We start from the raw sequence: 14,896 nt of genomic DNA on the forward strand, positions 1-14,896 counted from the left end.
GGGCAAGACAGGTTGTTTGTCTTGTAAAGAGAAAATAAAGTGGTGATATAGAGCGGAACTGCTAGTTGAAAGAGAGTTTAAACGGGGAGAAAGATAATCCCCTTTGACTCTTTGGCATCGGTTTATTTTGAAAAATGGTTGCCCGCCTGCGCGGGCAAGACAGGTTGTTTGGCATGTAAAGAGAAAATAAAGAAGTGATATAGAGGGGAGCTGCTAGTTGAAAGAGAGTTTAACTGGGGAGAAAGATAATCCCCTCTGACTCTTTAGCATCGGTTAATTTTGATGAATGGTTGCCCGCCTGCGCGGGCAAGACAGGTTGTTTGTCATGTACAGAGAAAATATTGTGTCATTTAACTCCGCTTCGCGGCCTGATATATCCACTCAAATTTGCTAAAAAATAATTGCAGTAAATTTGAGGGGATATATCAGTTCGCGGCGAGGAATAGTTGAAAGCTGTCGTTCTGGAGATGCCCTCCATTCTTTTTTAATACAAGGCTATTCCGTTAAGCGGGGTAAATCCATTTTCATTAATAACACAAACACCGAAAACACCATAAAATTTTCCGTGGAGATGAGGCGCGACGGCATATGGAAGAGCGAAACTGAGTGCTTTGGGGCTTAACAGCCCCATAGCTAGCAGACCAATTAGCCTGCTGGCCGGTGTTTTGTCCTTTTAGTATTCTTAATATCTGAAACTCTATTAAGACTGAATGCCATTATGTCTAAGCAAAGCGTCTACTGTTGCAGCACGGCCTCTGAATTCTTTGTACGCCGATGCGGCTTTTTTGGAACCACCTACTTCCAAAATATATTTTAAGAAATCATGGCCGGTTTTTGCATTGAAGATGCCCTCTTCTTCAAAACGAGAAAAAGCATCGCTGGATAATACTTCAGCCCAACTGTAACTGTAGTATCCTGCAGCATAGCCGCCACTAAAAATATGGCTGAAGCTGTGCTGAAATCGATTGTAAGGCGCAATGGGAATAATATTGGTTTTACGACGTACATCAGCAAGAATATCGGCTACCAACGAGCTTGCATTTGCTTTAAATTCTTGATGAATGCGAAAATCAAATAGAGAGAATTCCATCTGCCTTAACATGGCCATGGCCGATTGAAAGTTCTTCGCAGCGATTAAGCGCTCAAATAATGAGACAGGAAGTGGCTCGCCAGTATCCACGTGAGCGGTCAATAAAGACAAGGCGCTCTGTTCCCAACACCAGTTTTCAAAAAACTGACTGGGTAATTCAACGGCATCCCACTCCACCCCATTAATACCTGAAGCACTTAAATAATCCACCTGAGTCAAAAGGTGATGCAGGCAATGCCCAAATTCATGAAACAGAGTAATCACTTCGTCATGCGACAAGGTTGCTGGTTTCGTCGTGGAAGTCTTTGCAAAATTACAGGTTAATGTAGCAATGGGAAGCTGCAATGTTCCATCATCAAGTCTTCGCCTGCTTTGTAGTGAATCCATCCACGCGCCACCCCGCTTATTAGGCCTGGCATATAAATCCGTATAAACATAACCGCGAACCTGATTGTGTTCATCAATAACACCAAAACACTGTACGTCTTTATGCCAAACATCAACGCCGGGGATTTCCTCTATAGTCATTCCATAGAGTTTTTTAACTATGGTAAATAAACCCTGCATCACTTTGGGTTGAGGAAAATAGGGGCGTAATTCTTCTTGAGATAAGGCATAAAGATCCTGTCTTCTTTTCTCAGACAAGAAGGCGACATCCCAGGGTTTCACTGGCGCCAAATCAAATTGCTCTGCGGCGAACTGTTCTAATTGAGCAAATTCCTGCTGAGCTTGTTGACGCGCTTTATCAACCAGGTCAGTCATAAATGTAGTGACCTGGCTGGTTGATTCAGCCATTTTGGTTGCCAGGGAGAGTTCTGCATAATTGTTAAATCCCAAGAGTTGGGCTTTTTCATGGCGTAATGCCAATTGTTCGTTGATCAAATCAGTATTATCGTAAGTTCCGGCATTCGGCCCCTGATCTGAGGCTCTCGTGACATAGGCCTGATACATCTCTTCACGTAAGGCTCTATCCTGCGCATGAGTAATTACTGCTTGAAAACAAGGATACTCAAGGGTCAAAACATAACCATCCAGACCTTGTTCTTTGGCCAGTTCTCTTGCGGTATTCATCGCATGTTCGGGCAAACCGGTCAATCGATGAGCATCGGTAATATGCAGAGTAAATGCCTGCGTGGCATCGAGTACATTATTGCCAAACTGATTCGACAGCTCTGCCAACCGGGCCTGAATCGCTTCAAATCGTTTTTTATCGCTCTTGGACAGTGCAACGCCTGATAACTCAAAATCCAGAAGGCTGTCTTCGATTATCTTTTGCTGTGCAGGATTTAAAGCATGCGTGTCTATAGATTTAATTGCTTCATACAATCGATGATTATGGCCTATAGCCGCTTCGTAGGCAGACAATAACGGTAAACATGCATCATAACACTCACGTAAGGCTTTGGAATCCATTACCCCATGAAGATGGGACATAGGCGACCAGAATCGTTCCAGAGAGTCAGCCAAATCATCCAAGGGATACATCAGATTATCCCAGGTATAATGTTGATTTTCCTTAAGTACACTATCTATTTGTTCCAAATGGCCTTTTAATAATGCTTCCAGATGAGTCTTGAATCCGGCAATGTCTATATGGCTAAATTGTGGCAATCCGATTGGCGATGACATGTTATACCCTGGTCTGATAATGAATGCTTAAAAGCATAGCATATCAATTGCTTAAGACTCTACCCACAACTCAATGATGTATCGCCATTCTCTGACAATTCTATTGAGTCTGCCGGAGTAAGAACGGGTTTCACAGGTCCGTCAGATTTCCTGGCAAACAGACCAAATTGTACAACACCAGAAGGTTTTTCAACTGTATCATTAGGCCGGGACAGCTCCACCTTGCGGGTTAACGCAAAGGTAAGTGCCCAGGTTATAATTATTAATAAAGCACCGATAAAAGGAAGAACCGGATTTACTGCCAGAACTGGTATAGCAAGACTCATGCCTATAAATATGGCCAAGGTTCCTGCAAGGTGCAAGCCTAAACGCTGTTTTTCGAACTCAATTCGATGATTAATATAATTCTGATGCTCTTTAATTGCCTTTCTTTCTTCTTCATTATTCGTTGCCAAGCCCATTTTTTTATATTCATCTTGCAATTTATAAAGTCGATTTAATTCGATGTACGCTCTTAAACTCGAATTGGCAATATCAAACGCGAAGGCAAACAAGGTTAAGTAAATCGCTAAAGGAGCTAAGGTACCGGTCAATACAAAACAATTAAGTAATCCCACACTAACCCATACCAAATCATTACCCAATTCAAACCAACGGCGTTGCAGTTGAGCCATAAAACGAACATGCCAACCCAGCATTTTTTCTTTAGCATCCATGTCTGGCCATAAGATGGTATGCTTTGCCATTAGATAAAGATTCGCTGTTAAACGGGGGATAAAAAAGCTCCAGGCAAGATAGTCAAAAAAAGGATTGGTGTAATAATCCATTATTCCGACACAATAATGATATGCTTCATAACCCGTTCCAACAAGATCTAAAAAATTTAATACCCGTTTGGTACGGGCCACAAGAAGTCTAAACCAATTGATCTGTGCCGTATTATCCCTGACGTATTGAGTCAATGAGAATTCAGGTTGACAGGGTTTTATCATGGAATTCCCGGAAGAAAATTTCACTCCAGCCTGTTCCTCGAGCAGGGTTTTATAAACTTGTTGATGGCGCTGTAATCTCGATACTTCACGCGGGACAACAAGATAATGTAAATGAACCTCCTCCAGTAACTGAGCAAGCATTAAAGCGGCTTTTAATTGCTCGATGACCTGCTCCTGGCTGATGTGTCCAGGATAAGAAAAATTATGTCGGATTTGGTGGCATAAGATGCTGTATTCCATGTTGAGAAGAGGATGATTAAGAACCACTTTCTTATAGAATTCGAGCCCAAGCAATTTAATGCGCTCATCAAAAGACCATTGCAGTGAATTACTCTCTGCAACTTGAAGCAAATCGGGGAAACTGCTTTGCAAATGCACAATAACTGGGGTCATGATTTCCTGCAATAACCTATTGGATCTCAAATTCGTTTCTTTTTGGCTTTAATCATTTGGTGTTGCACCGCCAAATCGCCCTTTCATCCAAAAGGATACAAAAACAGGTACATTATGCCAAAATATAAACAATAAGTAAAATTTTAAAAACATTAAAGAAAGGAATTTACATGAGTTGCAACTAAAAATGAATGGTTTTCTTGCTGATTTATGCCTTCTGAGCGACAATAGCGCCTCAGTTAAATGCATTAAGAGTTCGCATGAATCTTTCCAAAGAATTAGCTAATGCCGTGCGCATATTAAGCGTTGATGCCGTAAATCAGGCTCAATCGGGACATCCTGGAATGCCATTAGGGATGGCAGATATAGCAACTGTTTTATGGAAAAAATTCTTAAAATTCAATCCCAAAAATCCACAATGGTTTAACAGAGACCGTTTCGTATTATCCAATGGCCATGGTTCCATGCTGCTCTATTCGCTTCTTCACCTCACAGGATATAATTTGTCCATTGAAGAGCTTAGAAATTTTCGTCAATTACACTCTAAAACACCAGGGCATCCGGAACAAGGACATACCCCAGGAGTAGAAACGACAACAGGACCATTGGGCCAAGGTTTGGCTAATTCTGTAGGAATGGCCTTGGCTGAAAAAATACTGGCCAGTCAATTTAATCGTGCTCCCTTTGAATTGGTTGATCATTATACCTATACCTTTGTTGGTGACGGCTGTTTGATGGAAGGTATTTCTCATGAAGCCTGTTCGTTAGCCGGGACTCTGGAACTCGGAAAGCTGATTGTATTTTATGACGACAATGGAATTTCCATTGATGGCAAGGTTGAATCCTGGTTTACTGATGATACAGCTTCCCGCTTTAGAGCCTATAACTGGCAAGTAATTGAAGCGGTTGATGGGCACGACATGAATGCCATTGAGCAGGCGATTATTGAAGCCCGAGCAAATAAAACCCAACCCACCCTGATTATGTGCAAAACAATCATTGGACTTGGTTCTTCTGTTGCCGGAAGTGAAAAATCACACGGCTCGCCCCTCAGTGCAGATGACATAATCAATGTAAGACAGTATTTTAACTGGCCGCATGCACCGTTCGTCATTCCCGACGCCATTGCACAGCAATGGAATCATATAGAACAAGGTGAAAAGGAAGAGCAACAATGGTTGCAGCTCCAGCATGAGTATCAGCAATGTTTTCCTGAAGAAAACGCTGAATTTTTACGTCGTATTAATGGTGATCTGCCCGATAACTGGCAAGAAGCTTCCGTTGCATTTGTTAATCAATGCCGCGCCAATCAAAAGTCCATAGCCACAAGAAAGGCCTCACAACAGTGCATTGAATATTTTGCAGCGTTGCTACCCGAAATGTTGGGTGGCTCAGCAGATCTAACCGGTTCCAATAATACCGACTGGTCAGGCAGCAAGCCGATAACAACCAAAGATTACTCAGGCAACTATCTCTATTATGGGGTTCGTGAATTTGCAATGGCAGCCATGATGAATGGTTTTGCTGTTCATGGCGGCTTTATACCCTACGGAGGAACCTTCCTGGTCTTTTCTGATTATGCTCGGAATGCGGTTCGTCTTAGCGCCTTAATGAATCAACGTGTAATTTACGTATTCACCCACGATTCAATTGGGCTGGGAGAGGATGGCCCAACCCACCAGCCTGTAGAACATGCCGCGATGTTGCGAATGACTCCAGGCATGACCGTCTGGCGTCCTGCAGATTTAATGGAAACTGCTGTTGCCTGGCAAGACTCTTTAGAGCATCATAATGGACCAGCATCCTTACTGCTTTCCCGACAGAATCTACCAGCCCTACCCCACAGTGAGAAGGCTGCAGAATTGATTAAAAAAGGCGGATACATTATTAAGGACTGCGAAGGAAAGCCTGATGCGCTGTTTATAGCAACCGGGTCAGAAGTACATTTGGCCATTCAGGCTGCTGAACAAGCCAATTCAAAAGGGCTAAATGTCAGAGTAGTATCCATGCCGTGCGGTGAACGGTTTTTGGCTCAGGATGCTGCTTATAAAAATCAGGTATTGCCTGGTGATGTTCGGATCCGTATCGCAATTGAGGCTGCAAGTACTGCGTACTGGTATCAATTTGTTGGTTTGGATGGCGCCGTGATAGGCCTGGATAGCTTTGGTGTTTCTGCACCAGCGGCAGAGGCTTATGCCTACCTGGGAATTACCGTGGAACAGATACTAAATACATTGGACAGATTAACAAAACAAACACTTGTGTAACCCGCGCCTTTTAAACGTCAAAAGGATATATTTGTCAAAAACAAATATGAGTAGGGCACCCCAAATCGGAGAAGTAGCATGGCAATACGAGTCGCAATTAATGGCTATGGCCGCATTGGTCGTTGCATTTTAAGATCGATTTTTGAATACAACAGACAAAATGAATTTGAGATCGTGGCAATCAACGACTTATCGGGTATTGATGTCACCGCACATTTAACCCGTCATGATTCAACCCACGGACATTTCGGTTCGGATGTATCAGTGGAAGGCAATATGCTCATCATCGATGGCCACAACATCCAGGTCATTGCTGAACGCAATCCATTAAATCTTCCCTGGAAGGATTTAAATATTGATATCGTTTTTGAATGCACTGGGTTCTTTACCAATAGAGAGGCCGCCATGCAACATATTACTGCCGGAGCTAAAAAGGTATTAATTTCAGCACCTGGTAAAGGGGTTGATGCAACCGTAGTTTACGGAGTAAACCATCATATTATCAAAGCAAGCGACACGATAGTATCCAATGCGTCTTGCACCACAAACTGCCTGGCTCCAGTAGTCAAACCATTGAATGATGGACTGGGTATAGAACACGGCTTGCTCAATACCGTTCATGCCTACACTAAAGATCAAATGCTCCTGGATGGCAGCCATAAAGATTTACGGCGCGCACGCTCAGCAACTCAATCGATTATTCCAACCAAAACTGGTGCTGCTGCAGCAGTAGGTCTTGTTTTACCTGAACTTGAAGGTAAACTGGATGGTTTTGCCATGCGTGTACCCGTGCTTAACGTTTCTGTAATTGATTTAACCTTTACAGCAAAACGTGAAACAACCGTTGAAGAAGTGAACAATCTTGTACGTCAGGCAAAAAGCAGAATTTTACATATTAATGACGACCCCTTGGTTTCTTGCGATTTTAATCACAATCCCGCATCATCCATTTTTGATGCAACTCAAACCAAAGTATTAGGTAATCTGGTAAAAGTAGTTGCCTGGTATGATAATGAGTGGGGATTCTCCAATCGTATGATCGATACAGCACACCAAATGATGAATTGTTAAAGGATAACGCATGAATCTGATAAAAATGAGCGATGTAGACCTGGCTGGTAAACGGGTTTTAATTCGTGAAGATCTTAATGTGCCGATTAAAGATGGGATAATAACCAGCGACCAAAGATTACGGGCAGCACTGCCAACATTGAAAACAGCCCTCGATGCAGGCGCAGCAGTGATGGTACTCTCCCATCTTGGTCGACCGGAAGAAGGGCGCTATGAAAAGCGCTTCTCCTTACAGCCGGTTGCTGATTATTTAAAACAAAACCTCAATTATCCTGTACGGTTTGTCAGTGATTATCTTGACGGAATTGAGATTGCACCAGGTGAATTAGTCATTTGTGAAAATGTACGGTTTAATCCTGGTGAAAAAGCCAATGACGAGAACCTGGCTAAAAAATTAGCGAATCTGTGTGATGTATTTGTGATGGATGCGTTTGGAACTGCGCATAGAGCACAAGCATCTACTTATGGCGTAGCACAATACGCTCCTGTAGCGGCTGCAGGCCCATTGCTGGTGCGCGAGCTTGAAGCGTTGCAGCTGGTGCTCAAGAATCCTAAAAAACCCATTGTAGCCATAGTGGGAGGCGCAAAAGTCTCTTCCAAGCTGAGTTTACTGAAACAGCTGGTAGGCATGGTGGATTATCTAATTCCTGGCGGTGGAATAGCCAATACCTTCTTAAAGGCACAGGGATTTGAAATTGGTGTTTCTTTGTATGAACCCGATCTTCTGGATGAAGCACGTCTGATCCTTAAACTGGCTGAAGAAAAAGGCTGCAAAATCCCCTTGCCCAGTGATGTGGTAGTAGGCAAATCATTCAGTGAATCCTGCCCAGCTTTTAATAAAACCTTGGCAAATGTGGCTATAGATGACATGATTCTTGACATTGGTCCAATAACGGTGAGCGACTACGTCGACATCATAGATGAAGCTAAAACCATCATCTGGAATGGTCCGGTTGGGGTATTTGAGTTTGCCCAATTTGCTTATGGAACCCGAGCACTTGCCATTGCGATTGCGGCAAGTGATGCATTTTCCATTGCAGGCGGAGGCGATACTTTAGCTGCAGTAGATCTCTATGATTTGAATAATCAAATTTCCTATATTTCCACTGGAGGTGGAGCATTTCTTGAGTGTCTGGAAGGAAAAACTCTGCCAGCAGTAGCCATTTTGCAGGAGCGGGCTAAAGATGTTAAGACGGACTAAAATTGTAGCGACCCTTGGCCCAGCCAGTAAAGATCCGGCCACCTTGCGTGCAATGCTTGGTGCCGGAGTCGATGTGGTGCGTATTAATTTTTCTCATGCTGATGCCTCAGCCATTGAACTTATAGCTCTCGTGCGAAAAATTGCCCAGGAAATAAATCATCCCATAGCCATTATGGCGGATTTACAAGGTCCGAAAATTCGAATTGGACGTTTTAAAGACAAATCCATTACCCTTGTTGATGGCCAGAATTTCATTCTGGATTGTCAATCCAAAGGTGAACTGGGGGATCATCAGGGAGTCTCCGTAGCGTATCCCAATCTGGCCGATGAACTGGATGCAGGGGATCATCTGTTACTCAATGACGGATTGATTGAATTGGAAGTGACTGACATTGCGGGCTCCAAAATTCATTGCCATGTCATTGAAGGTGGCGTACTCACTGATCTGAAAGGATTAAACAGGAAAGGAGGCGGACTGGCAGCAAGAACCCTGACGGAAAAGGACATCAACGATTTGCGCACTGCAATTCAGGCCGAGGTGGATTATATTAGCTTGTCCTTTGTAAAGGATGCCCAGGATATTCGTAATGCACGGGCATTGATGACTGAATTTGGCGCCAAAATCACCCCTATAATTGCCAAGATTGAACGAACTGAAGCGCTGGATCACTTAACCGACATTATTCAGGAAGCGGATGCCATAATGGTAGCCAGAGGCGACCTGGGAGTTGAGGTAGGTGCTGCAGAAGTTCCAGCCATCCAAAAACACATTATTGAGCAAACCCGTCTTTTAGATAAAGTCGTCATCACTGCGACTCAGATGATGGAATCCATGATAAGCAATCCTCAACCAACTCGAGCCGAAGTATCTGATGTAGCCAATGCGATATTGGATGGAACCGATGCCGTCATGCTCTCTGCCGAAACAGCAAGCGGTCAATTTCCGATAAAAGTAATTTCCATGGTCAATAAAATTTGCTTAAGCGCAGAAAAGCACGCCAGCTTTTTTTATCATGCCGATCCTGAGTCATGCCATTATCAACGCGCAGATCAAGCCATAGCCATGGCAACCATGCACGCAGCCAATCATTTTCCAATCCAGGCAATCATTACTCTGACCGAATCCGGTGATACAGCGCTTTGGATCTCGAGGCAACACAGTACCGTCCCTATTATTGCTGTATCTGCCAATAAGCGAACCGTAGGACGTTTGTGTCTGGTTAATAATGTATATCCCATTTATCTTGACTACCATAATCTGGATCACCAAAATCTCAGCCAAGAAATCATTCAGGAGTTAGTCAATTCGCAACTCATTAATAAAAATGGTTATGTTTTATTCACTCGAGGCAGAACGATTGGAACACCAGGTGGCACTAACTGTATGGAAATAATTTCAGTTGAACTTTAGAGTCTGTTGACCATTACTTCCTTCGCCAAGCCTCCGGGCTTTTTGCCTGTCTCTTGTGCACAACTCACCGAAAAGCCATATTTGGTGCATCTTGAGCGAAAACCATTCTAAAAAATGCTCACATAGCCATCTATGCTGCGCTTTTTCAGAATGGTTTTCGCTCAACCTGCACGCAAATCTGACTTTTCTCCAAGATTCTATATTTGTGAACAAGAGTCAGGCTTTTTGCGCGGAATCGAGTAATGGTCGCATTATTAACAGGTGAATTTAATTAAGACCCTCATAAATACCAAAAACAATTCAAGAGACGTGGGAAAAAAGAGATGAAACTACACTCAGCGTCCACTGAAACAAAAAATTGGTGATTAACGTTCTGTCTGAAAATTGTCTGCGAACTCACTTACCTCAGTACAACCACTTTTTAGATTAAAATTTAAACAAATCACCGTTTATTAGCTATACTTAATTTATTAGCCACTAAAAGCACACATCATGGGAAATACAATAGATAAATCCTCGCTACTCTTCAGGTATCAGGATAAATCGGCCTGGTTAGGGGTGAGTAAAGAACGATATAGAACAATTGCTGAAGAAATTATTATTCTTAAGAAAAAGCAACCAGAAGCTGTAACCGAATTTTTAAAAAATGTAAGCGCATTTGATTACGTCAAATTAAGCGAAGCCCACAAAGACTTTATGAGTGAAACCCTTTTTTCTTTAGATAAGGAGACACAAAATAATTATATAAAAGCACTGGATACATCAAAACATGGTACCTATAACATTTTTGCTCGTATTCTTAATTTTATATCCATTAACTTCATCCATTTTTCTCAAACAGCCTTCGCCAAAAAAAGTAACCTACTAGATCCCTCTGGGGAATGTATGGGGTTAACGGGCACCTGGCTGGTTACTGATAAGTTCCACAACAATTTACGCCAGGAAGTTAACAGCGGTGTGGACTATAGCGATATGCCCATGGTGCGCCAAATCGCTTTTCTACAAAGAAATCAAGAAGTAAAAAGCAGACATAACGAGGCTTTTGACAAAAAAAGTAAACCTTATACTGAAGAAAAAAAATCAGAGATTGCTCAAAGCATCGTTAAAGATATCGTAGAAAACCCTGAAAAAGATCGCATCCAGTTCTTCATGCGCTGTAAAGAAGAAAAAACCGGCCATACTACAGGAATGAGAATTACCCATATGGAAGGTGGGCAGTTCAAATTGACCTACTACGATCCTAATTTCGGTGAAAAAAGATCCGGTGCTTTCACTAATGATGCCGATGGACAATTGAAAGCAGCGCAGTTCGTAGAAAATGCCCTTAACTTTACTGAAACGCTTTCGATGAAAACCAATAATGTAGTTGATGTATCTTACAATATCAACTCCAGAGCGGATTTAAAAAAAGACTTCGATAGGGATGCCAATCCTGGTCCGACACAATGTAAGGAACATGAACAAGCAATTAAAAATCAATTACTCAGTATGAAACGTGACATAAAAGAGTCACAAAAGCCTGAAGCACGAGATGAAGCTTCAAATTCAGCTAGTCCTCATGCTTAATTAGAGAGTATTGGCTCATTACTTAATTAATCAAAGACTTTTGGCCATTGCTATATAAGTCGTATGCAATAGATCCCGCGCATAAAGCGCGGGATCTAGGAAAAAATAGATAAAATGCCAACAGACCCTTATACTTAATGAGATTGGTCATCTTTTAAAATCATGAAATAGGCATCTACGTAATCAGGCAAATGTCGTGTATTTTGGTAAAAAGCATCTTTACCCGGGTAGCTTCCTGCAAGGTAATCAACTTGATATAAATTATCAGCGAACGCACCTCCTGTATCAGCCAATATTCCTGCCCTTGAAATCAGTTTTCCGGATTGTTCTCGATACTGAATCATTAACACTTTCCCCAGACCAAACTCCTTCAAGTCAGCGGCAAAGGTAACTTTGGGATTGACAGTGATTTTATGATCCGCGTCTTTACCATAACCTTTGATTCCATCCACTTGCTTAAAATACCAATATCGCTCCTGTTGATAAGGTGCTTTAGTCCGATCATAAGCGATATTATTTGTTCTGTGGACATTAAAAATTTTATTTTCATGTGTGCCAAAATCAGCGACAACCGTACCTTGTAACAAAGCGGCCTCCAAGTCTTCACGACTTAAGTAAGCCAATACTGGAACAGGTTTATTTTTAAGCGCACCGCCTAAAATAGCTTGCTTACCATACTTTAAGCGAATTAATTCGGGTTTTAAGTCTGCTTCTTCAATTGTTAAACCGCGTTCATCAGCTGGCAAGCCGTAAAGAGCATAAGGCATCCTGGGCGTTTTTATTGAACTAGCCTTAGCAAGATGAACATAATATTTGGTCATTAATATGCGATTATTAGGCAGATTTTTTAGCAAGGGTTTATTCGTTGCTATTTTATTTGCTTGAATTTTATCAGGATACCAACGAATAAAATCAAAATGCTGCTTAACAAAATCCGGGTCGTTAAATCGTTCCTGATTTTGGCAAATAAAAATTAAAGTAGCTTTAACACGGTTTAATGAAACAGTGACCACCTTACCACCATGAATCACCTGCGGATCATAACTGGAACCTTTATTCAAATAGGCTAAGGTTTGTTTGGCAGTGGCGCATAATTCAGCCCCATTAAATTCATAGATACCACGAAACAAGGGAGCTGATGCAACAAATTTGGGGGAAGCGCAGGCGGTGTGAACGAATAATAAACTTAAAAATAAAATTCGAATATTCATTTATTCGACTGTCTCTTTTTTAACTTCTGCATTACGAGATAATCCCAATTTTTCTTTCAGACGAGCCACTGCATCAGGATCATATTGCCTTGTGGTTTTGTGTTTCACCACGACAGAAGCGGTCCTAACCGGTTGAGCTGCGGCGTGCTGACTACTAAATGCGGGAGCTCTGACTGGATAAGTAGGCAGATAATCTTCACTAGAGGCTGAAGATGTATGACTGACAGGCTTGCTATACCCCATGGTATGTTGATGCGTTGCGCTGGCTGGTTGTGATGCGGTTTTGCTTGCGACGATTTTGCGCGCGTTTCGAACGCTTTTTTCTACTCTCTTTTTAATCTTGGCTGCAGCATGCTCTGCCTCTTCTTCAGAAACATCACTGACTGTATTACCTTGCAAGTCAATTCGTTTTTCGCGAGCCTTCAGGCATGCCAGGTAGTCAAGACGACGTGTAAACACTACAACGGCTTCTCTTAATTTACTTTTAGAAATACCTGCTTCTGCAGCTTTGTCTGCATACTGCAAAATGTCATCCATTATCCCCGTTTTCAAGGGGCGAATTCGTATTGAATTATCAAATGCACTGGGGAAATTAGCAGCCAGCCAAACCAATGCTTCGGATCGAGCCCTTTTGGATTGATTTTTCTGGGATTTATTGATTACAGCGGTGCGTGGATGCAGCTCCTGTTTTCTCATTATGGTACCTTTGTTGTAGAAAGTATTATAGGGTGAAATGAACCCAAATTATTTGATTGGATAAGGTCTATTGATGACCGTGCACTGTTGGTTTTCATGTCCGAAATTAGAAAATGGAATAATACGGTTATTCACTTTAGAAATGAGCGCACAATGTACAATGTTTATCGGTTGTTTGCAAGTACTCTGGAGCAATTCACATTGCTAAAATCAAGGCAAACAAACTCTTTAATTTGTATCCGGTTAGAAAAATGCATTAAGATAAGCCTATAATTAAATATTTAATAATAGGTAGATTCATAATGAAACGAATAATTATGTCCATTCTGGCTATTTTATTTCCGTGGCTTGTTCTTCTGCTTCATGATAATCCCGGAGGCGCTATTGTCGCGTTAATTATGCAGGCTACAGTCATTGGATGGCCCTTCGCAGCAATTTGGGCCTGGCGCACCGTTCACCCTGTCAAAACGGCACCCAAACAAGAAATAGAAGAATAATCCATAACCAATTTTTAAATCATACCATTTGGAGAACTCATGTTAACTCGCGTTATTGTTAATGGTGCAAAAGGTAAAATGGGCTCCCTTGCCTGTGAAACTTTGGCTAATCACCCTGCTTTTGAATTAGTAGCCCAGCTAACAAAACAAGATAATCTCAGTCAAGCCATAAAAAACACTAACGCTCAAATCGTCGTTGACTTAACCCGAGCAGATTGCGTCTATGATAATGCTCAAACTATTATCCAACATGGAGCTAGTCCTGTGATTGGTACATCCGGGTTAATTTCCAGCCAAATCAAGGAATTAACTGCAGCCTGTGAATCGCGACAGCTGGGCGGAATTATTGTCCCCAATTTTTCAATTGGCGCAGTTTTAATGATGACTTTTGCAGCTAAGGCTTCAGAATATTTATCTGAAGTGGAAATCATTGAAACGCATCATCAGCAAAAGCTGGATGCCCCGTCAGGAACGGCATTAAAAACAGCGGAAATGATTGCTGCAGCAAGAAAAAATAAAAAAAATACACTGGAATTAAAAGAATTGATAACGGGTGCTCGGGGTGGCTCTCACCATGACATCAATATACATTCCTTACGTCTGCCTGGGGTACTCGCTCGTCAGGAAGTTCTTTTCGGTAACCTCGGAGAAACACTGTCCATCACTCATGACAGCATTGACCGTCGCTGCTTTATGCCAGGGGTACTGCTTGCTTGCCAGAAAGTAAGAGGACTGAATACCTTGGTTTATGGGCTGGAGCATCTGCTGTAACAAGCGACTCCATCTACAACAAGTTAGTTAAAACCAAGACACACTTTATAGGGCTTTTGAATGATCTGATTCTCTCAACAATCAAAAGACCCTGGAACAAA

The 14,896-nt window shown here is 42.1% G+C and carries 11 protein-coding genes; 7 read left to right on the forward strand and 4 right to left on the reverse strand.

The annotated features are described in order from the left end of the window. Nucleotides 1-700 precede the first annotated feature (700 nt). The gene (locus tag G543_RS0116075; RefSeq protein WP_028385436.1) at nt 701-2,719 is read right to left on the reverse strand and encodes a M3 family metallopeptidase; all 2,019 of its coding nucleotides are present in this window, start codon (nt 2,717-2,719) and stop codon (nt 701-703) included. A 59-nt stretch (nt 2,720-2,778) separates the two neighbouring features. Continuing rightward, nucleotides 2,779-4,104 (reverse strand): hypothetical protein, encoded by a 1,326-nt coding sequence (locus G543_RS0116080; protein WP_028385437.1) that lies wholly within the window; start codon nt 4,102-4,104, stop codon nt 2,779-2,781. A gap of 260 nt (nt 4,105-4,364) precedes the next feature. Here G543_RS0116080 and tkt point away from each other — a divergent pair, with 260 nt between their 5' ends. The 5 genes from tkt to G543_RS0116105 all read left to right on the forward strand — a co-directional run bounded on the left by tkt (nt 4,365) and on the right by G543_RS0116105 (nt 11,620). Further along, on the forward strand, nt 4,365-6,371 hold the full coding sequence (gene tkt / locus G543_RS0116085; RefSeq protein WP_028385438.1) for a transketolase: 2,007 nt from the start codon (nt 4,365-4,367) through the stop codon (nt 6,369-6,371). A 78-nt stretch (nt 6,372-6,449) separates the two neighbouring features. After that, on the forward strand, nt 6,450-7,442 hold the full coding sequence (gene gap / locus G543_RS0116090; RefSeq protein WP_028385439.1) for a type I glyceraldehyde-3-phosphate dehydrogenase: 993 nt from the start codon (nt 6,450-6,452) through the stop codon (nt 7,440-7,442). A gap of 10 nt (nt 7,443-7,452) precedes the next feature. Continuing rightward, nucleotides 7,453-8,643, forward strand: coding sequence for a phosphoglycerate kinase (locus tag G543_RS0116095; protein WP_028385440.1), 1,191 nt, complete (start codon nt 7,453-7,455; stop codon nt 8,641-8,643). After that, the gene (pyk, locus tag G543_RS0116100) at nt 8,627-10,054 is read left to right on the forward strand and encodes a pyruvate kinase (RefSeq protein ID WP_028385441.1); all 1,428 of its coding nucleotides are present in this window, start codon (nt 8,627-8,629) and stop codon (nt 10,052-10,054) included. The genes G543_RS0116095 and pyk overlap by 17 nt, the downstream gene beginning before the upstream one ends. Nucleotides 10,055-10,546: 492 nt before the next feature. Further along, the gene (locus G543_RS0116105) at nt 10,547-11,620 is read left to right on the forward strand and encodes a hypothetical protein (RefSeq protein ID WP_028385442.1); all 1,074 of its coding nucleotides are present in this window, start codon (nt 10,547-10,549) and stop codon (nt 11,618-11,620) included. Between the two features lie 134 nt (nt 11,621-11,754). Here G543_RS0116105 and G543_RS0116110 read toward each other — a convergent pair whose 3' ends face one another. Both G543_RS0116110 and G543_RS0116115 read right to left on the reverse strand, forming a co-directional pair. Continuing rightward, complete coding sequence (locus tag G543_RS0116110) at nt 11,755-12,831, reverse strand: hypothetical protein (protein ID WP_028385443.1); 1,077 nt, start codon at nt 12,829-12,831, stop codon at nt 11,755-11,757. Beyond that, nucleotides 12,832-13,527 carry a ProQ/FinO family protein gene (locus G543_RS0116115; RefSeq protein WP_028385444.1) on the reverse strand — a complete coding sequence of 232 codons (696 nt, stop codon included), beginning with the start codon at nt 13,525-13,527 and terminating at the stop codon, nt 12,832-12,834. It lies immediately after the preceding gene. Nucleotides 13,528-13,829: 302 nt separating this feature from the next. On the opposite strand from G543_RS0116115, the gene G543_RS0116120 reads away from it, so the two are divergent. Both G543_RS0116120 and dapB read left to right on the forward strand, forming a co-directional pair. Further along, complete coding sequence (locus G543_RS0116120; RefSeq protein WP_028385445.1) at nt 13,830-14,024, forward strand: hypothetical protein; 195 nt, start codon at nt 13,830-13,832, stop codon at nt 14,022-14,024. Between the two features lie 39 nt (nt 14,025-14,063). Beyond that, complete coding sequence (dapB, locus tag G543_RS0116125; protein WP_028385446.1) at nt 14,064-14,795, forward strand: 4-hydroxy-tetrahydrodipicolinate reductase; 732 nt, start codon at nt 14,064-14,066, stop codon at nt 14,793-14,795. Nucleotides 14,796-14,896: the final 101 nt, after the last annotated feature.

The sequence above is a fragment of the Legionella moravica DSM 19234 genome (assembly GCF_000423305.1).
GTDB classification, from domain to species: Bacteria; Pseudomonadota; Gammaproteobacteria; order Legionellales; family Legionellaceae; genus Legionella; species Legionella moravica.

Coding starts and splice junctions, on each gene's coding strand:
- G543_RS0116075 (WP_028385436.1), bottom strand. CDS start 2,719: ATGTCATCGCCAATCGGATTGCCACAATTTAGCCATATAGACATTGCC.
- G543_RS0116080 (WP_028385437.1), bottom strand. CDS start 4,104: ATGACCCCAGTTATTGTGCATTTGCAAAGCAGTTTCCCCGATTTGCTT.
- tkt (WP_028385438.1), top strand. CDS start 4,365: ATGAATCTTTCCAAAGAATTAGCTAATGCCGTGCGCATATTAAGCGTT.
- gap (WP_028385439.1), top strand. CDS start 6,450: ATGGCAATACGAGTCGCAATTAATGGCTATGGCCGCATTGGTCGTTGC.
- G543_RS0116095 (WP_028385440.1), top strand. CDS start 7,453: ATGAATCTGATAAAAATGAGCGATGTAGACCTGGCTGGTAAACGGGTT.
- pyk (WP_028385441.1), top strand. CDS start 8,627: ATGTTAAGACGGACTAAAATTGTAGCGACCCTTGGCCCAGCCAGTAAA.
- G543_RS0116105 (WP_028385442.1), top strand. CDS start 10,547: ATGGGAAATACAATAGATAAATCCTCGCTACTCTTCAGGTATCAGGAT.
- G543_RS0116110 (WP_028385443.1), bottom strand. CDS start 12,831: ATGAATATTCGAATTTTATTTTTAAGTTTATTATTCGTTCACACCGCC.
- G543_RS0116115 (WP_028385444.1), bottom strand. CDS start 13,527: ATGAGAAAACAGGAGCTGCATCCACGCACCGCTGTAATCAATAAATCC.
- G543_RS0116120 (WP_028385445.1), top strand. CDS start 13,830: ATGAAACGAATAATTATGTCCATTCTGGCTATTTTATTTCCGTGGCTT.
- dapB (WP_028385446.1), top strand. CDS start 14,064: ATGTTAACTCGCGTTATTGTTAATGGTGCAAAAGGTAAAATGGGCTCC.